Below are 17,454 nucleotides of genomic sequence, written 5' to 3'. Positions count from 1 at the left end.
TGCCCCGCCATCGGCGCGCCCATGATACCCAGACCGACAAATCCTACGTTAGCCATTGTTCTTTTCCTCGCGTCCTACTGAAGAAAATGGCGATTACGCCTTGAATTTCTTTGCGATTGCCTCGGTAGAGCGCGCGAGCAGGCCGGTGTCGATGCCCACCGCCGTGAAGGTGCAGCCGGCTGCCATGTAGCGGCGCGCCAGCGTCTCGTCGCCGGTGAGGATGCCGGCGGGCTTGCCGGCGGCGACGATGCGGCGGATCGTCTTCTCGATCAGCTCGACGATGATCGGGTTGCCCTGGTCGCCGAGATAGCCGAGATCGGCCGACAGGTCGCCCGGCCCGATGAACAGCCCGTCGATGCCCGGAACCGCCGCGATGGCCTCCAGATTGTCGAGGCCCTGCTGCGTCTCGATCTGCACGAGCAGGCACAGCTCCTCATGCGCGCGGTGGTGATAGTTCTTCACCCGGCCGAAGCGCGTCGCCCGCGAGGCGCCGGCGAAGCCCCGCACCCCGTCCGGCGCGAAGCGGGTCGCCGCCACCACCGCCTGCGCCTGCTCCACCGTCTCGACCATCGGCACGAGGAAGCTGAGGGTGCCGATGTCGAGATAGCGCTTGATGACGATGGGATCGTTGACCGGAATGCGCACGATCGGGTGCGTGGTGTCGCCCGCCATCGCCTGCAGCTGCGCCATGACGCTCGGCACGTCGTTGGGTGCGTGCTCGGCGTCGAGCAGCAGCCAATCGAAGCCGGAGCCGGCGAGGATCTCGGTGGCGGTGGGGCTCGCCATGGAGTTCCAGAAGCCGATCTGCTGCTGGCCGGCCAGGATGGCGCGCTTGAAGGTATTGACGGGCAGGTCCACGGGACGTCCTTTCGGGTAGTCGGCAGAAGGGGATGAGGTCGGCGCACCCGCTATTCGGCGAGCGCTTCCTTGCGGGTCTTCAGCACCGCGGGGGAGAGCATGGCGAGCAGCATCACCGCGACCACGCCGAGCAGCACGGCGCTGATCGGCCGGGTGAGGAACACCGACGGGTCGCCGTCGGAGAGCTGCATGGCGCGGCGGAAGTTCTCCTCCAGCTGCGGGCCGAGCACGAGGCCGAGCAGTAGCGGCGCCGGCTCGACGCCGACCTTGATGAAGAAGTAGCCGACCACCGCGCAGCCCAGCATCAGCCAGACATTGAAGGCGCTGTTGGAGATGCCGTAGGTGCCGATGCAGCAGAACAGCACGATGGCGGGGAACAGCAGGCGGTAGGGGATCTTCAGCATCGACACCCACAGCCCGACCAGCGGCAGGTTGATGATGAGCAGCATCAGGTTGCCGGTCCACATCGAGGCGATGACGCCCCAGACCAGCGCCGGCTGCTCGGTCATCACCTGCGGGCCGGGCTGGATGCCCTGCATCATCAGGGCGCCGATCATCAGCGCCATCAGCGCGTTGGCGGGGATGCCGAGGGTGAGCAGCGGGATGAACGAGGTCTGCGCGCCGGCATTGTTGGCCGCCTCCGGGCCGGCGACGCCCTCGATGGCGCCCTTGCCGAAGCGCGAGGGGTCCTTCGCCAGCTTCTTCTCCAGCGCATAGGCGGTGAAGGGCGGCAGCGCCGCACCGCCGCCCGGCAGCACGCCGAGCGCCGAGCCGATGAAGGTGCCGCGCACCATGGCGGGGAACGCCGCCTTGAGGTCGGCGCGCGAGGGGATGAGGTCGCGCAGCTTCTGGCTCACCACCTGCCGCACTTCCGGGCGCTCGAGATTGGCGATGATCTCGGCGAGGCCGAACATGCCCATCGCCACCGGCACGAAGTCGAGCCCGTCGGCCAGCGCCGGCACGCCGAAGGTCATGCGGGCGATGCCGGAATTGACGTCGATGCCGACCGTGCCGATCAGCAGGCCGAGGAACACCATGGCCAGCGACTTCGCCACCGAGCCATGCGCGAGGATCACCGCCGCGAACAGGCCGAGCACCAGCAGGCTGAAATATTCGACGGCGGTGAACCTCAAAGCCAGCGCCGCCAGCGGCAGGCTCAGCACCGCGATGACGACGGTCGCTACCGTGCCGGCGAAGAAGGAGGAGATGGCGGCGATGGCGAGCGCCGGGCCGGCGCGGCCCTGTTTGGCCATCTCATGGCCGTCGAGACATGTGACGACCGAGGAGGTCTCGCCGGGCACGTTGACCAGGATCGCCGTAGTCGAGCCGCCATATTGCGCGCCGTAGAAGATGCCGGCGAGCATGATCAGCGCCGAGGCCGGCTCCAGCCCGAAGGTGAAGGGCAAGAGCAGCGCCACGGTGGGGATCGGCCCGATGCCCGGCAGCACGCCGATGGCGGTGCCGATGACGACACCGATCAGGCAGTAGATCAGGTTGTTCAGCTGCAGGGCTGTGGAGAGGCCGAGCAGCAGGTTGTCGAACAGTTCCATGGCGTGCCTGCGCGGTTCACCAGGGCCAGATCGCCACCGGCAAAGCGAGCGCCTTCACGAACAGAAGGACCGCGCCGGCGGTGATGAACAGGCCGAACAGGATGACTTCGAAGAAGCGGCTCTCGCGGCTGGCGACCGCCGCGATGACGATCGAGGCGAAAGAAGCGGCGGCGAGGCCGGCGCTCTCGATCAGAAGCGCGAACACGCCGACCGAGACGCCGACGCCGAGGATCGGGCGCAGCTGCACCCGCTCGATGCCGGCATAGGCGCGCCTGGAGCCCCGCACGGCGAAGAAGGCGCCGAAGGCGAGCAACACCAGCGCGATGGCGCGCGGCATGTAGCCCGGCCCCATATCCGCCGCCGTGCCGCCCGCGAGCCGCCAGGTGGCGGCGAAGGTGCCCGCCGCCACCGCGATGAGGAAGAGGCCGAACAAGAGGTCCGGCCAGTCGAACCGACGGCGGGTCACGATGCGCACCGGCGATCAGTTGGTCTTGATGTCGGCGGCGCGCACGATGTCGCCCCAACTCTTGATGTTGGTGGTGAGCCAGGCCTTCACCGCCTCCGGCGTGCCGGGCCGCACCGCGCCACCCTGCTCGGCGACCTTGGCCTGGATCTCCGGCAGAGCGAGGATCTTGTTGAGCTCGGCATTGAGCTTCGCGACCACGTCCGGCGGCGTCTTGCCGGTGGTGAGCAGCCCCTGCCAGGTGCCGGCGTCATTGAGCGGCAGCTTGGCCTGCTTGAAGGTCTCGACGTCCGGCAGCGCCGCGAGGCGCTCCTCGCCGGTCACAGCGATGCCGACCAGCTGCTTGTTGGTGACGAAGGGCAGCGTCGCGGTGGCGCCGTTAATGATGACGTTGCTCTCGTCGGACACCACGGCGCGCGAGGCGGCGGCGCCGCCCTTATAGGGCACGTTCTTCCATTCGATGCCGAGATCGCGGGCCAGCGCCACGGCGGTGATGTGGTTGAGCGCGCCGACGCCGGAATTGGCGACCGCCAGCTTGCCGGGATTGGCCTTGGCATAGGCGACCAGCTCGGCGACGTTCTTGGCCGGCACCGAGGGGTTCACCGCCAGCACATAGGGGCCGAACATCACCATGCCGACCGGGGCGAGGTCGTTCTCGACATTGTAGGTGAGGTCGGGGAACAGGCTCGGGGCCACGGCGAGCGAGCCGATATCCATCAAAAGCAGCGTATGGCCGTCGGGCTTGGCCTTGGCCACCGCATCGGCGCCGATATTGCCGGCGGCGCCGGGCTTGTTCTCGACCACCACCGGCTGGCCGACGGCTTCCGAGAGCTTCGGCGCGATGAGGCGGGCGAGGATGTCCGAGGTGCCGCCGGGCGCGAAGGGCACGACGATGCGGACCGGACGGTCGAACTGCTGGGCCGAGGCGAGCGACGGCGCGAGCGCGGCGAGCGCGAGAGCAGTAGCGGCGACCTTGAAAAGGCGAAGGCTCATTGGCGTTTCCTCCAAAAAGGGCGAAGGGCGTCATGGGACGACGGGCGTCGTGGGACGAAAGGCGTCGTGGGACGAAGGGCGCCGCGGCGCCTCTTTGATCGTTGGGAGAGCTCGATGGATCTCCATGCGTCAATCTAGGTCACGTTCGATGCCAGAATGAATTGTTCTCAGCATCGATTGATGCCATTTTTGGATCGATGTTCGAGCTCAGCCATCTACGCTGCTTCGTCGCCGTCGCCGAGGAACTCCACTTCGGCCGCGCCGCCGCGCGTCTCAACCTCACCCAGCCGCCGCTCAGCCGACAGATCCAGCTCTTGGAGCACGCGCTCGACGTGCGCCTGCTCGACCGCACCAGCCGCTCGGTGGCGCTGACGCGGGCGGGGCACAACTTCCTGCCCGAGGCGCGCCGGCTGCTGCGCCTCGCCGAGGGCGCGGCACTGGCGGCGCGGCGTACCGCCAGTGGCGAGGCCGGCGCCCTCACCCTCGGCTTCACCGCCGCCTCCGGCTACGAGTTCCTGCCGCGCCTGATCAAGACGTTCCGCGCCGAGGCGCCCGATATCGACCTGGTGCTGAAGGAAATGGTCTCGACCGACCAGTTCGAGTCACTGACCGCCGGGCGCATCGATGTCGGGCTGGTCCGCCCCACCTTCAACCGGCGGGAACTGCAATCGCTCTGCGTGGTGCGCGAGCCGCTGCTGCTGGCCGCGCCGGAGGACCACCCGCTGGCCGTGGCGGCGGAGGTGCGGCTGGCCGATCTCGAGCGGCAGGCGATGGTGACCTATTCACCCTATGAAGCCCGCTATTTCTACGATCTCGTCGCCACGTTGTTCGCCTCGGCGGCGATCACCCCGCATTATGCCCAGCATATCAGCCAAGTGCATTCGATCCTCGGGCTGGTAAAGGCCGGCATCGGCCTTGCTCTGGTGCCGCGCGCCGCCCGCAACCTCAGATTTGACGGCGTCATGCTGCGCCCGCTGACGCTCGACATACCGTCAACCGTGGAACTGCACGCGGTCTGGCGCCCGGCCAACGCCAATCCGGCCATCGCCACGCTGCGCCGGACGCTGGACCAACTCGCCGACACCGCCGCGGTATGACACGCGGCAGGGCACGGGACATCCTCACACCGCGTCGCCGTGCCGGGGCGACTGGATGCCGAAACGGCGCATGCGACGGTGCACCGTGGTGCGGTCCAGCCCGAAGTCGCGCGCCACGGCGGACACGTTCCAGCGCCGGGCCGCCAACGCCGAGAGCAGCTCGCCCCGCGCCCCCGGCTCCATCCCTCCGGCGAGGACAGGACGCAACGGAGCTCCCGGCTGACGCCCGGCTCCTTCCATGTCCAGCCCGTCGGGCAGGTCCTCACGCTGGATGAGGCCGCCGCCGGCCACCGCGCAGGCATAGTCGAGCGCGTTGATCAGCTCGCGAATATTGCCCGGCCAGCCATGGGAAAGCAGGATCTGCATCGCCGCGTCCTCAAGGCGCGGCGGCTCGCCGCCGGAGTGCGCCCGCGCGGCGAGCAATTGCTGGATCAGCCAGTCGAGGTCGCGGCGCTCGCGCAGCGGCGGCAATTGCAGCACCGCCCCGGAAAGACGAAAATACAGATCCTCACGGAACCGGCCGGCCTTCACCTCGGCCACGAGGTCGCGATGCGTGGCGGCGATGACGCGGATGTTCACCGGCACCGGCCGGGAGCGGCCGAGCGGCGTCACTTCCCGCTCGGCGAGCACGCGCAACAGGCGCGTCTGCAGGGCGAGCGGCATGTCGCCGATCTCGTCGAGGAACAGGGTGCCGCCATCGGCCTCGATGACCAGCCCCTTCTTGCCGCGCGCGGCGGCGCCGGTGAAGGCGCCCGGCTCATAGCCGAACAGCTCGCCCTCGATCAGCGTATCGGGCAGGGCCGCGCAGTTCACCGGCACGAAGGCCTTTGCCGACCGGGCACTGGCCGCGTGGATGGCCTTGGCCAGATGTTCCTTGCCCGACCCGGTCTCGCCGCAGATCAGCAGGCTCATCTGGGTGTTGACCAGCTTGGCCGCCCGCGCCGCCACCCGCTGCATCGCCGGATCGTCGCGGAACAGCGCCTGTAGCGGCAGCGGCACGGCGGGTTGCGGGATTTCCGCCGCCGGCGTGCCCGGCCGGCTGGGCGGCGCGAGGCTCTGGGCGAAGACCGGTGTGCCGGAAACCGCGAGCCGCACCATGCGCTGGCTCGCCGGCCGCGAATGGGAGAAGTGCGGCAGGTCGTCGACACCCAGTTCGAAGAATTCCGACAACCGCCGGCCGACCAAAGGGCGCGGATCCGGCCGGCCGGTCCGCCGCTCGCTTTCGCGCCGCATCAGGTCGCGCGCCTTGCTGTTGAAGCCGAGGATGCGCTCGGAGCCGTCCACCGCCAGCACGCAGCTCGGCTCGACATCGACGAATTCCGGCGAGGAGGCGAGCTTGATGATCCATTCCCGCCGGAAACGGTTCACCAGATTGGCGGTCTCGATCTTGTGGGCCACCGACCGGACGAACTGCAGCGCCAGGAACTGGCTTTCCTTCGGCCCCGGCGAGCGCAGCGCCGAGATGTCCAGCACCGCCGCGAGATTGCCGGCCGGATCGAACACCGGCGCGGCGGTGCAGGTGAGCGGGATATGGGTGGCATCGAAATGATCGCTCTGGTGGACGATCAGCGCCTCGCCGGTGGCGATGCAGGTGCCGACCGCGCAGGTGCCGGCGTGCTGCTCGTGCCAGTCGGCGCCGAGATAAAGCCCGGCCCGCATCAGATTGTTGTCGAAGGTCGGGTCGCCGATGAAATCGACCGTGATCCCCTTGGCATCGGTCAGCAGCAGCACATAGCCAAGCCCGGCCACCTGCCGGTACAGCGTCTCCACGCCGAACCGCGCGGTGTGGGTGAATTCCTCCATCGCCTCCTGGTGCTCGCGCAGGCGCGGCTGGGTGAGGATGCAGGGGTCGCGCAGCACTTCGGGATCGAGCTTGTGCTCACTGACGCAGCGCCGCCAGGATTGCTGGATGACAGCGTCCCGCGGCGTCGCGCGATGGCCGGCCTCGCCATTCGCCACGCGCACGAGTTCGTCGATGTGCGCGGCCTGTTCCCGTCTCATCGGCATCCTCCCCGGTTTTTGATTTTTGCCGGAGTGTTGTCCCTAAAGGCAGGCGCGGCAAGCAAATGCCGTGCGGCGCTGCACAACGAGCGGCCGGCGCCGGCATGAACGCCGCCGCCACAGCTGTGGCGGCCGCCGCAACAGCTGTGGCGTGGCTGCCGCAGTCCGCACGACGGTCGTCTCCTGGCTGATACCAAGCAATATCAATAGCTTGCGACGAAATCGCCAGTTGGCCCGCCGCTTGCGGAAGCCTTGGCAAAACAAAACGCGCCAGGGAAGGAAGCCGGATGACGCCGAAAGTCGGCCTGATCGCCAATCCGATTTCGGCGCGCGACATACGTCGCGTCGTCGCCAGTGCCAACAGCGTGCAGATCGCCGACCGCGCCAACATCGTGCTTCGCGCGCTTGCCGCGCTGAAGGCCTGCGGCATCGCGGAGGTGGTGATGATGCCGGAGCGCGCCGGCATCGCCGGTCATGTGCTGCGTGGCATCGAGCGGGCCAGGGCGCATGGAGAGGAGCGCTTTCCCAACCTGGCCTTCCTGCCCATGCCCGTCACCGGCACGGTGGAGGACACCCGCCGCGCCGCCCGGCTGATGGCGAGTGCCGGCGACGTCGCCGCCATCATCGTGCTCGGCGGCGACGGTACCCATCGCGCTGTGGTCGGCGAGTGCGGCAGCGTGCCGGTCGCCGGCATCTCTACCGGCACCAACAACGCCTTTCCCGAGCACCGCGAGCCGACCATCACCGGGCTCGCCACCGGCCTCGCCGCCATGGGGCTGGTGCCGGCGCGGACCGCCTTCGCCGACAACAAGAAGATCGAGGTCAGCGTCGACGGCGGCACGCCGGAGATCGCGCTGGTGGACGTCGCCATCGTCACCGACCGCTTCGTCGGCGCCCGCGCGCTGTGGCGCACCGAGACCTTCCGCGAGCTCTACGTCACCTTCGCCGACCCCGAGGTGATCGGCATGGCCGCCATTGCCGGGCTGATCGAGCCGGTGAGCCGGGCGGAGGCCGGCGGCCTCGCCGTGACCCTCGCCTCCGCCGGCGCCGCCGCGACGCGGGTGCGCGCGCCCATCGCGCCGGGTCTCGTCGAGGAGATCGGGGTGGAAGGCTGGCGGCGCATGCCGGCCGGCACCGTCTTCACCCCGGCGCTGGCCGCCGGCGCCATCGCCCTCGACGGCGAGCGCGAGCTGTTCTTCGACCCGCACCAGCGGGTGGAGATCCGCCTCGTCGACCGCGCCTTCCGCACCGTCGACGTCGCGCAGGTCATGCGCTTCGCCGCGCGCAACGGGCTGCTGGTCGACCGACCGCCGGTCCGCATCCACGCCTGAACGCCATCCATAAAAACCGAGGAGGAGCCTACGCCAATGACCAACAATCCCTTCCCGCTCTCGAAGGACGAGCTGCTCGCCGCCTACCGCACCATGCGCACCATCCGCGACTTCGAGGAGCGGCTGCATGTGGAGTTCGCCAAGGGCGACATTCCCGGCTTCGTGCACCTCTATGCCGGCGAGGAGGCCTGCGCCACCGGCATCATGATGCACCTCACCGACATCGACCGCATCGCCTCCACCCATCGCGGCCACGGCCATTGCATCGCCAAGGGCGTCGACGTGCACGAGATGATGGCGGAGATCTACGGAAAGGCGACCGGCGCCTGCCGCGGCAAGGGCGGCTCCATGCACATCGCCGACCTCTCCAAGGGCATGATGGGCGCCAACGGCATCCTCGGTGCCGGCGCGCCGCTGATCTGCGGCGCCGGCCTGGCGGCGAAGTTCCGCGGCGATGGCGGGGTGGGCATCACCTTCTTCGGCGACGGCGCCTCCAACCAGGGCACGGTGCTGGAGAGCATGAACCTCGCCGCCATCTGGAACCTGCCGGTGATCTTCGTGGTCGAGAACAACGGCTACGCGGAATCCACCTCGGTCGAATACGCCACCGCGGTGGATTCCTATGTCGACCGCGCCGCCGGCTTCGGCCTGCCCGGCGTCACCGTCGACGGCACCGACTTCTTCGCCGTGCACGAGGCGGCCGGCGAGGTGATCCGCCGGGCCCGCGAGGGTGGCGGGCCGGCACTGCTCGAATGCAAGACCATCCGCTTCTTCGGCCATTTCGAGGGCGACGCCCAGACCTACAAGGCCAAGGGCGAGAACGACTGGAACCGCGAGAACCGCGACTGCCTCAGGATCTTCGCCAACCGCGTCACCTCCGCCGGCGCGGTGAGCGAGGCGGAGATCGCCCTCGTCGATCGCGAGGTCGCCTCGCTCATCGACGCCGCGGTGGAGAGCGCCAAGGGCGCGCCCCTGCCCTCGCCGCGCGATCTGCTGACCGACGTCTACGTCGCCTACTGAGCCAGAAAAACGAAACCGGAGGAAACCAGAATGGCCCGCAAGATCAGCTACAAGCAGGCGATCAACGAGGCGCTTGATCTCGAGATGCGCCGCGACCCCACCGTCATCGTGCTCGGCGAGGACATCGTCGGCGGCGCCGGCGCGCCGGGCGAGATCGACGCCTGGGGCGGCGTGCTCGGCGTCACCAAGGGGCTGCACGCCAAGCACGGCAACCGGCTGATGGACACCCCGCTGTCGGAAAGCGCCTATATCGGCGCGGCCATCGGCGCCGCCGCCTGCGGCATGCGCCCGGTGGCCGAACTCATGTTCCTCGACTTCATGGGCGTGTGCTTCGACCAGATCCTCAACCAGGCCGCCAAGTTCAAATACATGTTCGGCGGCAAGGCCAAGACCCCGGTGGTGATCCGCGCCATGGTCGGCGCCGGCTTCCGCGCCGCCGCCCAGCACTCGCAGATGCTCACCCCAATGTTCACCCATGTGCCGGGACTGAAGGTGGTGTGCCCCTCCAACGCCTATGACGCCAAGGGGCTGCTCATCCAGTCGATCCGCGACGACGACCCGGTGATCTTCTGCGAGCACAAGGCGCTCTACGGCTCGGAATGCGACGTACCGGAGGAGAGCTACGCCATCCCCTTCGGCGAGGCGAACATCGTGCGCGACGGCAAGGACGTCACCATCGTCAGCTACGGCCTCACCGTGCACCGCGCGCTCGACGCCGCCGAGAAGCTCGCCAAGACCGGCGTGCAGGCGGAAGTGATCGACCTGCGCACGCTCTCGCCCATCGACTGGGACACGGTGATCGAGAGCGTTGAGAACACCGGCCGGCTGGTGGTCGTCGACGAGGCCAATCCGCGCTGCTCCATCGCCGGCGACGTCGCCGCCTATGTCGCGCAGAACGCCTTCGGGGCGCTGAAGGCGGCGCCGCAGATGGTGACGGCGCCGCATACGCCGGTGCCGTTCTCGCCGGTGCTGGAGGATCTCTACATCCCCTCCGCCGACGCCATCGCCGCCGCCGTGAACAAGACCACCGCCCGCGCGCTCGCGGCGTGAAGGAGTACCCGATGAACGAACGCATCAAGCCGATCGTCATGCCCAAATGGGGGCTGTCGATGTCGGAGGGCAAGGTGACCGGCTGGCTCAAGCCAGCCGGCACCAAGGTCGGCGTCGGCGACGAAATCGTCGAGGTGGAGACCGACAAGATCGCCGGCGTGGTGGAAGCCAACGAGGCCGGCACGCTGCGCCGTGTCATCGGCGCGCCGGACACCGTCTATCCGGTGAAGGCGCTGATCGGCGTCATCGCCGATGACGACGTGCCGGACGCCGACATCGACGCCTATGTCGCCGAATACGCCACCCACGCGGCGGAGGAAGGCGAGGCAGAGGAGGCCGGCCCGCGCTACGAATTCGTCGACACCCCGGCCGGGCGCCTGCGCTACGCGAAACGCGGAGACGGAGAGCCCAACGTTCTCCTCATCCATGGCTTCGGCGGCGATCTCGACAACTGGCTGTTCAACATCGATGCACTTGCGGAGGCCGGCACCGTCTACGCACTCGACCTGCCCGGGCACGGCCAGTCGGACAAGGCGGTGAAGCAGGCCTCTCTGGCCGGGCTTTCCACCGCCGTCACCGGCTTCATGGACGCACTCGGCATCGGACGCGCGCATCTCGTCGGCCATTCCATGGGCGGCGCCATCGCCGCGCAGACCGCGCTCGACCACCCCGAGCGCGTCGCCTCGATCACGCTGATCGGCTCGGCCGGGCTCGGGGAAGAGATCAACAGCGGCTACACCGACGGCTTCGTCACGGCGACATCCCGCCGCGACCTGAAGCCGGTGCTGGAGCAGTTGTTCCACGATCCCGCGACGGTCACCCGCCAGTTGGTCGACGACCTGTTGAAATACAAGCGGCTGGACGGCGTCGACGATGCGCTGCGTTCCCTCTCCGAGGCACTGTTCGCCGGCGGGCGGCAGAGCACGGTGCTGGCCGAGGCACTGAAGGGCGCCGACACCCCGGTGCTGGTGGTCTGGGGCGAGAGCGACCGGGTGATCCCCGCCGCCCATGCTGGCGCGCTCGGCGAACGCGCCAGGGCCGAGGTGATCGGCGAGGCCGGCCACATGGTGCAGATGGAAAAGGCCAGCCGGGTCAACGAGCTGCTGCTCGCTCACCTCAAGGCCTGAACCGCGAGAACTCAACGAAACGAACGCCGCCGCACGAACGGACGGCGAAGGAGGAAGCATGCCCGATCTCAGGGACAAGAGCATCGTCATCACCGGCGCCGCCGGCGGCATCGGCGCGGCCATCGCGCAGGCGCTCGCCGCCGACGGTGCCCGCATCACCGTCGCCGACCTGTCGCAGGCGGCCGCCGAGGCGGTGGCGGGAAAGATCAACGCCGCCGGCGGCAAGGCCATCGCCGTGGCGGTCGATGTGAGGGAGCGGGCGCAGGTGCGCGGCATGCTCGACCGGGCCGTGGAGGCCTTCGGCCGGCTCGACGTGATCTTCAACAATGCCGGCGTCGCCCAGACCAAGCCCTTTCTCGACATCACCGAGGCGGACTGGCGCTTCGTCACCGACGTCAACGCGCTGGGCGTGCTGATCGGCATGCAGGAGGCGATCAAGACCTTCCGCGGCCAGGGCGGCGGCGGCAAGATCGTCAACACCGCCTCCATCGCCGGCAAGCAGGGCTATGAGCCGCTCGCCCATTACTGCGCCTCGAAGTTCGGCGTGGTGGCGATGACCCAGGCCGCCGCCCGCGCCTTCGGCAAGGAGGGCATCACCGCCAACACCTTCTGCCCCGGCGTGGTGGCCACCCCGATGTGGGACACCATCGACAAGGGCTTCCGCGACAACGGGCTCACGCAGAAGCAGAACGAGGCGTTCGACACCTTCGCCGCCGGTGCGGTGCTGGGGCGGGCCTCGCAGCCGGGCGATCTCGTCGGCGTGGCACGCTACCTCGCTTCGTCGGATTCCGACTTCATGACCGGCCAGTCCCTGATGGTGGACGGCGGCATGGTCTTCGTCTGAGGGAGGACGTCATGGTATCATCGGACAACCCGCAGCAGCAGTTGAGGGAGATGAACCTGCGCTTCGGCGCGCTGGCCAAGGCGGCAGCGCCGACCATGGCCGCCTTTCGCTCGCTGATGGGCGAAGCGTCGAAATCGGGCGCGCTGCCGGCACGGTTCAAGGAACTCGTCGCCGTCGCCATCGCCGTGAACCAGGGTTGCGCCGACTGCATCCTGTTCCATGTCGCCAATGCCCGCGGCCACGGGGCCAGTCGCGAGGAACTGGTCGAAATCCTCGCGGTGGCGATCGAGATGGGCGGCGGCCCCTCCGCCGTCTATGCCGGCCGCGCCCTGGAGGCCTTCGACGCCCTCGCGACCGAGAAGGCCTGAACGGCCGGCCCCGACAGCGCGCTATCTCGGCCGGCAAGATGGACCGCATGCCGGCCGAGATGATGCGTCATCACCTGCCATCACGGCATCGTTTCCGCTCATCCCCTAGCGGAACGAGTTCTCCTGCGTCCACGTTGTTGCGTAAACCGCGATGGGAGGACGACGATGGACGAACGCGAGCAGCGCATCCGCGAGCAGGCCTACAAGCTCTGGGAGGCGGAAGGGTGTCCTCAAGGCCGCGCCGATCACCATTGGCTGCAGGCCGAAAAGCTCATCCCGCCCGACGACCGATCGCAGGTAATCCCCGCCCCTCCGGCCGCGCAGGATCAGGCGACAGCTCCGCTCCGCCCCGAAGTCGATCCCAACGTCGCCATGACGAGCGACGAGCACGAACCCGTCAGCGAGATCGACACGATCCGCCGGACGCTCGAAGTTCCCGCCAAGCGGCGGGGCAAGCGATCCCCGGTGGCGGACCGCGAGGGCGCCCTGAGCGGGCTCGACGGCGCCACGCTGCGGGAGTGATCCGGCGCCTCCCCGACGCGCCGGTCGCGAGATCGGTTGTTTCCGGTAGGAAAGCATTGGCTCTCCGCGCGCCATCGTCCTAGCTTGGCATTGATGGCGCGACCTTCGCGGCGATCGCCGGCGGTCATGCGCCCCAGAAGATCGGGAGGGAGCCCGCATGAACACCGCCAATCTGCAAATGGAAGGTACGCTGCTCGCCTTGGCCGCGCTGTGCGAGGCGCTGAAGAAGAAGGGCGTCCTGAGCGGCGACGAGATCGTCGCCGCGCTGTCCTGCGCCGAAGCCGGCATCTCGTCGCGCGCGCCCGGCATGAGCGAGGCCAACCGGGAGGCGATCCGCTTCCCGATCCGTTTTTTGCGCCGCGCGATGGAACGCGACGGATCGGCGCTCGACTACGCGGCCATCGCCGCCGGCGTCGGACGGACGCGCGACGAGGGGCGTACCAGCCGCGCCGAATGATGTCCGGCGTGACGAGACGCAGAGACCGCGCCGGGCTTCGGCCCGCCGCGTCGGAAAAGGCGGGCGCCGGAGCGCGCCCGTTCAGTTGCGCGCGCTCACCGCCTTCAGCGCCTTCAGCTCCTCCTTCGCCTTCATCATGCCGGCGCTGGCGAGATCGCCGGCCTTGAACTTTGCGTATTCGTCGCCGGCCATCGGCTGAGCGTGCTTGAACACGTACCAGTCCCCGCCCGGCTCCTTGCGCTGGTACATAACCTGCTCGGGTCCCATGCGATGGGAGAAGCAGGTCGAGTTGCGACCCGACGGGCCGTTGGCGTGCCACAATCCCTGGAAGCAGACCCAGCCAAGGGGCGACACCCACCAAGTCCCCTGCACGTAGGACACGTCCTTGCCGGATCCCGCCCAGGCGACGAATTTGCGGTTGGGCGAGAAATACGCCGCCCCGTCCGACCAGATCCAGCTCTTGCCGGAATAGAGGGCATCGATGCCGGTCACGCTCGGCATGCCGGTGGGATTTGGCTTCATGGCGACAGGGGCGGCGGCCTGAGCGTAGGCCGCCGGGGCGCCCCCCACCATCACCATGGCGACGGTCATGCCTGCGATGGTCATGGCTGCGATGGATTTCATCATCAGAGACCTCCTCAACAGTGAAAGGCACCGGCAGCAGCCGGCACCGCTGCGGGTTTCAGTTCACGAGGCCACGCTGAAGCCGCCAGTCGGGCCGGCCATAGGGGGCGGGCCAGGCGAACGGATCGACCTCGTTGAAGTAGACGACGGCGGTAAGTCCGACGAACTTGTCGCCGATGGTGCGCATGTCCTCGCGCCACCGCTCGGCGAAGGCCTCATCGCCGCTGAAGCCGAGTTCGGCCACGACGATGGGCTTGCCGTAGCTGGCGACACGCTGATAGGCGGGCCGGAGCGCTTCCTCGAAACTGCGCGCGTGCCCGTAGCGATCCATGTCGTATCGCTGGAGATCGAGCACGGTCAGCCCGATCTCGTCGACATAGAGGTCACCCGGATAATAGGCCGCGAGGCCGTCCTCGCCGCGCGGCGACCACATGAACCGGGCCTGCGGCGCATATTTCCGGCACTCGGTGACGAAATGCCGGTAGGCGGCGACATAGTCCTGCCCCGACCAGCTCGACCAGGGGAACCGGCCATTGTGCAGATCCATCTCGTGCGCCCAGCGGATCGTCACCGGGCTTTCGAGCGCCCCGGATGCCGCGCAGACCGCCTGGGCCGACCCGTCATAGGCGCCGGCCAGAATCCCGTCGAGCAACTGGTCGGGTGAGGCATTCGCCCCCGGCGACCAGGACCAAGGCTCGATAGAGATCAGCAGATCGCGGTGGTGCTGGCGGGCATAGCTGTCCGCGTTGGCCAGCGATGTGAGATCTGAATCGCGCCAGGGAATGTAGATGTGCTCGATGCGCACGCTCTTGTCCCCGGCGAACACGCCGTCGGGGTCGTAAATGCCGAACTTCACCTTGCCGGTCGGCGAAGCAAGTTGCACCGGCGACTGCGTTTCGCCCGGCACGGCCAGGGCGAGCGTCAAGGCGAGCGCCGTGCTGCCGGACAAAGCGGCAAGCCACATATACTTGGACCATCTCCTCATTTTCCTACCTCCTCCTTTTCAATGGAGAGCGGACCTTCGCCCGATCTCCACCGCACGACCGTGGCCGGATCGACGCCGACATGAGTGACGAAACGACATGTGTCGGCGAGGCACGCACCGGCGACGGAAACGCCACGAACCCTCCGGGGACGCTGGCATGTCATTCCAGCCTCCCGGAATATCTCCCGGCCCTCGACCGCTCGGGCGCGGGACTCGCCGCGGCCGGTGGCGCGACCGAATCCCCGTCCTTCGCGATCCAGGGCGGGATGAAGACAAGCTTGAAGCCGCCACGGCCCATACCGGCTCCGGTGGCGGAGAACACGACCCGGGTATAGGGGGTCGGCAAGGCGCCCCAGGCCAATGCCCCCAACCCCTCCGGCCCGCGCTGCCGGACGGCGGCGAGCGGCAGGGCGAACAGACCGATGACGAGCGCCGCATAGACGCCCCCACGGGCGACCCCGCGCCGCCCCAAGCGCCGACCGGCCGGGTTCTCGATGCCATGGCGCACGAGGATGACGAGGATCAGCACCGCGTAGAGCAACGCATTGACGATGGCGAAGACGTAGAAGCCACTCGCCGAACCGGCATTGCCGAAGAAGAGCGCTGCCGTCGCCGAGCCGACGCAGATCACGGCATAGGGCGCGAGCACGCGCAGAGGCACCGGCTCGACCCCGCCCTTGCCCTTCGGGGTGACGCGGAAATCGACGAAGGAACCCGTCGCCCAGTCGCGCAGCGCGTAGAGCGTGCCGAGCAGCGACCACGGCCATTTCGCCAGCACGAACAGGACCTCTTCCCAGCTCAGCAGCCGGGAATCCACCGGACGCAACCACCCGCTGGCGCGCCAGCGATAGATCATGACCAGCAGCACCACCGACATCGGCACGTAGTGCACGGCGAAGTCGAGATAGGTGACATTGGCGAAATGCCTGCCGCCGGCCAGCGCCACCACCGGCATCAGGAACAGCAGCGCCCAGACGCCGGAATAGAGCGGATACCAGAACTGGCAGAACAGGAACTGGAAGCGCATCCGTCCCGGCAGCCGGGGAATCAGCTCCGGGGAATAGCGCAGCAGGATGGTGACGAGGCTGCGCGACCACTGGAACTCCTGCGTCGCGAGGTCGGCGAAGGTGCGCGGACCGTCGCCATGGGCGATGGCATCGATGGCATGCACGCCGCGCCAGCCACCGGCGTTCATCATCAGCGTCGTCGAATGATCCTCGGCGAGTTCCGGGCCGAGGCCGCCGATCTGCTTCAGCGCCTCGGTGCGCACCGCATAATGCGAGCCGATGCACAGCGGCGCCCAGCCGCCGGTGTAGCCGGCCTGAAGCGCCCCGTGCATCGACGCCTCGGCATAGAGGCGGGCCCGCGCCGCCCAGCTCTGCCCGGCGTTCCGGTCGCAGATGCTCGGCGCGGACACATAGCCGATGCGCGGGTCGCTGAACGGCGCCAGCATGCGCTCGAGATAATGCGAGGTCGGCACGTGATCGGCGTCCAGCTGCACGACGAAGTCGTACCGCTCATAGCCGTAGTGGTCGTAGAAATAGGCGAGGTTCCCTTCCTTGCAGCGCACCCGGCGCGGCCAGTCCTGCTGCTGATACGCGGCGACGCCCTTGCGGGTGGAAACCCGCACGCCGTGCCGCGCGCACCAGGCCAGCGTCTCTTCGGAAGGATCCTCGTCGGCCAGCCAGGTGTCGTGCGGATGCGGCTGTGCCAGCATGGCTTCGAGGGTCTGCGCCACCACCTCGAACGGCTCGGACGGCGCCTTGGTGACCACCATCGCCACGCGGCTCCCGGCCGGCAGTCGCGCGGTGCCGGCCGGCTTCCGGCTCCCGGCGAAGATACTGAAGAAGTAGACCGGCATGAGAGTGAGCCAGACGAAGGGCAGGCTGGCGAAGACGAAGCGCCCCAGCCCGTCCACATGCGCCGGGTCGAGCCACCAGCCCCAGAAAAACAGGAAGGCGCTCACCCAGGCGGTGATCGCGAAGACGAACTCGATGCGCTGCCGCCGGCCGAGCAGCGGCATGAGCACGGCACAGGGAGGGTTGTAGACGAGACGATCCACGAACTCGTCGGGGCTGTCGTCAGCGGCCGCCGCGAGAAGGCGCGGATCGTGGGTCATGCCGCCCTCCCCGCGCTGGCGGCGGCGGAAGGATGGCGGGGCACG

17 protein-coding genes are annotated in these 17,454 nt (G+C 68.5%); 9 read left to right on the top strand and 8 right to left on the bottom strand.

Translation table 11 applies throughout. The features are described from left to right. Window positions 1-93 precede the first annotated feature (93 nt). Genes LGR54_RS25365 through LGR54_RS25350 form a run of 4 tightly spaced genes read right to left on the bottom strand, consistent with a single transcriptional unit; the run spans window position 94 to window position 3,864 of the window. A complete protein-coding gene (locus LGR54_RS25365; RefSeq protein ID WP_230364741.1) occupies window positions 94-858 on the bottom strand; it encodes an HpcH/HpaI aldolase/citrate lyase family protein in 765 nt (254 codons plus the stop codon). A gap of 50 nt (window positions 859-908) precedes the next feature. Continuing rightward, a complete protein-coding gene (locus LGR54_RS25360; protein ID WP_230364740.1) occupies window positions 909-2,408 on the bottom strand; it encodes a tripartite tricarboxylate transporter permease in 1,500 nt (499 codons plus the stop codon). Between the two features lie 16 nt (window positions 2,409-2,424). Then, the gene (locus tag LGR54_RS25355; RefSeq protein ID WP_230364739.1) at window positions 2,425-2,874 is read right to left on the bottom strand and encodes a tripartite tricarboxylate transporter TctB family protein; all 450 of its coding nucleotides are present in this window, start codon (window positions 2,872-2,874) and stop codon (window positions 2,425-2,427) included. 15 nt (window positions 2,875-2,889) lie between these two features. Then, window positions 2,890-3,864, bottom strand: a complete 975-nt coding sequence (locus tag LGR54_RS25350) for a tripartite tricarboxylate transporter substrate binding protein (RefSeq protein WP_230364738.1) — start codon at window positions 3,862-3,864, stop codon at window positions 2,890-2,892. A 197-nt stretch (window positions 3,865-4,061) separates the two neighbouring features. Between LGR54_RS25350 and LGR54_RS25345 the strand changes: the two genes are divergently transcribed. Next, a complete protein-coding gene (locus LGR54_RS25345; protein WP_230364737.1) occupies window positions 4,062-4,961 on the top strand; it encodes a LysR family transcriptional regulator in 900 nt (299 codons plus the stop codon). A gap of 24 nt (window positions 4,962-4,985) precedes the next feature. Here the strand turns inward: LGR54_RS25345 and LGR54_RS25340 are convergent, their stop codons facing one another. Further along, window positions 4,986-6,962 (bottom strand): sigma-54-dependent Fis family transcriptional regulator, encoded by a 1,977-nt coding sequence (locus tag LGR54_RS25340; protein WP_230364736.1) that lies wholly within the window; start codon window positions 6,960-6,962, stop codon window positions 4,986-4,988. A 287-nt stretch (window positions 6,963-7,249) separates the two neighbouring features. Between LGR54_RS25340 and LGR54_RS25335 the strand changes: the two genes are divergently transcribed. The 8 genes from LGR54_RS25335 to LGR54_RS25300 all read left to right on the top strand — a co-directional run bounded on the left by LGR54_RS25335 (window position 7,250) and on the right by LGR54_RS25300 (window position 13,681). After that, a complete protein-coding gene (locus tag LGR54_RS25335; RefSeq protein WP_230364735.1) occupies window positions 7,250-8,293 on the top strand; it encodes an ATP-NAD kinase family protein in 1,044 nt (347 codons plus the stop codon). A 36-nt stretch (window positions 8,294-8,329) separates the two neighbouring features. Continuing rightward, complete coding sequence (locus tag LGR54_RS25330) at window positions 8,330-9,313, top strand: thiamine pyrophosphate-dependent dehydrogenase E1 component subunit alpha (protein WP_230364734.1); 984 nt, start codon at window positions 8,330-8,332, stop codon at window positions 9,311-9,313. Between the two features lie 30 nt (window positions 9,314-9,343). After that, entirely contained in the window at window positions 9,344-10,363 is a 1,020-nt protein-coding gene (locus LGR54_RS25325) for an alpha-ketoacid dehydrogenase subunit beta (protein ID WP_230364733.1), read from the top strand. Between the two features lie 11 nt (window positions 10,364-10,374). Further along, window positions 10,375-11,490 carry an acetoin dehydrogenase dihydrolipoyllysine-residue acetyltransferase subunit gene (locus LGR54_RS25320; protein WP_230364732.1) on the top strand — a complete coding sequence of 372 codons (1,116 nt, stop codon included), beginning with the start codon at window positions 10,375-10,377 and terminating at the stop codon, window positions 11,488-11,490. A 58-nt stretch (window positions 11,491-11,548) separates the two neighbouring features. Beyond that, entirely contained in the window at window positions 11,549-12,334 is a 786-nt protein-coding gene (locus LGR54_RS25315) for a glucose 1-dehydrogenase (RefSeq protein WP_230364731.1), read from the top strand. Window positions 12,335-12,345: 11 nt separating this feature from the next. Continuing rightward, window positions 12,346-12,702 (top strand): carboxymuconolactone decarboxylase family protein, encoded by a 357-nt coding sequence (locus LGR54_RS25310; protein ID WP_230364730.1) that lies wholly within the window; start codon window positions 12,346-12,348, stop codon window positions 12,700-12,702. A 165-nt stretch (window positions 12,703-12,867) separates the two neighbouring features. Further along, a complete protein-coding gene (locus tag LGR54_RS25305) occupies window positions 12,868-13,224 on the top strand; it encodes a DUF2934 domain-containing protein (protein ID WP_230364729.1) in 357 nt (118 codons plus the stop codon). 157 nt (window positions 13,225-13,381) lie between these two features. Further along, window positions 13,382-13,681, top strand: coding sequence for a hypothetical protein (locus tag LGR54_RS25300; RefSeq protein ID WP_230364728.1), 300 nt, complete (start codon window positions 13,382-13,384; stop codon window positions 13,679-13,681). 81 nt (window positions 13,682-13,762) lie between these two features. Here LGR54_RS25300 and LGR54_RS25295 read toward each other — a convergent pair whose 3' ends face one another. From LGR54_RS25295 to LGR54_RS25285, 3 genes are all read right to left on the bottom strand, one after another. Then, window positions 13,763-14,308: a DUF995 domain-containing protein gene (locus LGR54_RS25295; protein ID WP_230364727.1), complete on the bottom strand. Its 546-nt coding sequence runs from the start codon at window positions 14,306-14,308 to the stop codon at window positions 13,763-13,765. Window positions 14,309-14,363: 55 nt separating this feature from the next. Continuing rightward, complete coding sequence (locus LGR54_RS25290; RefSeq protein ID WP_230364726.1) at window positions 14,364-15,290, bottom strand: glycoside hydrolase family 26 protein; 927 nt, start codon at window positions 15,288-15,290, stop codon at window positions 14,364-14,366. Window positions 15,291-15,450: 160 nt separating this feature from the next. After that, window positions 15,451-17,313: a glycosyltransferase gene (locus LGR54_RS25285; RefSeq protein ID WP_230364745.1), complete on the bottom strand. Its 1,863-nt coding sequence runs from the start codon at window positions 17,311-17,313 to the stop codon at window positions 15,451-15,453. Between the last annotated feature and the right edge of the window lie 141 nt (window positions 17,314-17,454).

Source organism: Ancylobacter sp. Lp-2 (genome assembly GCF_020523795.1).
Classification (GTDB): domain Bacteria; phylum Pseudomonadota; class Alphaproteobacteria; order Rhizobiales; family Xanthobacteraceae; genus Ancylobacter.
Note: the sequence above shows the minus strand (reverse complement) of the source record. Positions and strands in the feature narration are given on the sequence as shown.

Coding starts and splice junctions, on each gene's coding strand:
- LGR54_RS25360 (WP_230364740.1), bottom strand. CDS start 2,408: ATGGAACTGTTCGACAACCTGCTGCTCGGCCTCTCCACAGCCCTGCAG.
- LGR54_RS25350 (WP_230364738.1), bottom strand. CDS start 3,864: ATGAGCCTTCGCCTTTTCAAGGTCGCCGCTACTGCTCTCGCGCTCGCC.
- LGR54_RS25345 (WP_230364737.1), top strand. CDS start 4,062: ATGTTCGAGCTCAGCCATCTACGCTGCTTCGTCGCCGTCGCCGAGGAA.
- LGR54_RS25340 (WP_230364736.1), bottom strand. CDS start 6,962: ATGAGACGGGAACAGGCCGCGCACATCGACGAACTCGTGCGCGTGGCG.
- LGR54_RS25335 (WP_230364735.1), top strand. CDS start 7,250: ATGACGCCGAAAGTCGGCCTGATCGCCAATCCGATTTCGGCGCGCGAC.
- LGR54_RS25330 (WP_230364734.1), top strand. CDS start 8,330: ATGACCAACAATCCCTTCCCGCTCTCGAAGGACGAGCTGCTCGCCGCC.
- LGR54_RS25325 (WP_230364733.1), top strand. CDS start 9,344: ATGGCCCGCAAGATCAGCTACAAGCAGGCGATCAACGAGGCGCTTGAT.
- LGR54_RS25320 (WP_230364732.1), top strand. CDS start 10,375: ATGAACGAACGCATCAAGCCGATCGTCATGCCCAAATGGGGGCTGTCG.
- LGR54_RS25315 (WP_230364731.1), top strand. CDS start 11,549: ATGCCCGATCTCAGGGACAAGAGCATCGTCATCACCGGCGCCGCCGGC.
- LGR54_RS25310 (WP_230364730.1), top strand. CDS start 12,346: ATGGTATCATCGGACAACCCGCAGCAGCAGTTGAGGGAGATGAACCTG.
- LGR54_RS25305 (WP_230364729.1), top strand. CDS start 12,868: ATGGACGAACGCGAGCAGCGCATCCGCGAGCAGGCCTACAAGCTCTGG.
- LGR54_RS25300 (WP_230364728.1), top strand. CDS start 13,382: ATGAACACCGCCAATCTGCAAATGGAAGGTACGCTGCTCGCCTTGGCC.
- LGR54_RS25295 (WP_230364727.1), bottom strand. CDS start 14,308: ATGATGAAATCCATCGCAGCCATGACCATCGCAGGCATGACCGTCGCC.
- LGR54_RS25290 (WP_230364726.1), bottom strand. CDS start 15,290: ATGAGGAGATGGTCCAAGTATATGTGGCTTGCCGCTTTGTCCGGCAGC.
- LGR54_RS25285 (WP_230364745.1), bottom strand. CDS start 17,313: ATGCCGCTGCTCGGCCGGCGGCAGCGCATCGAGTTCGTCTTCGCGATC.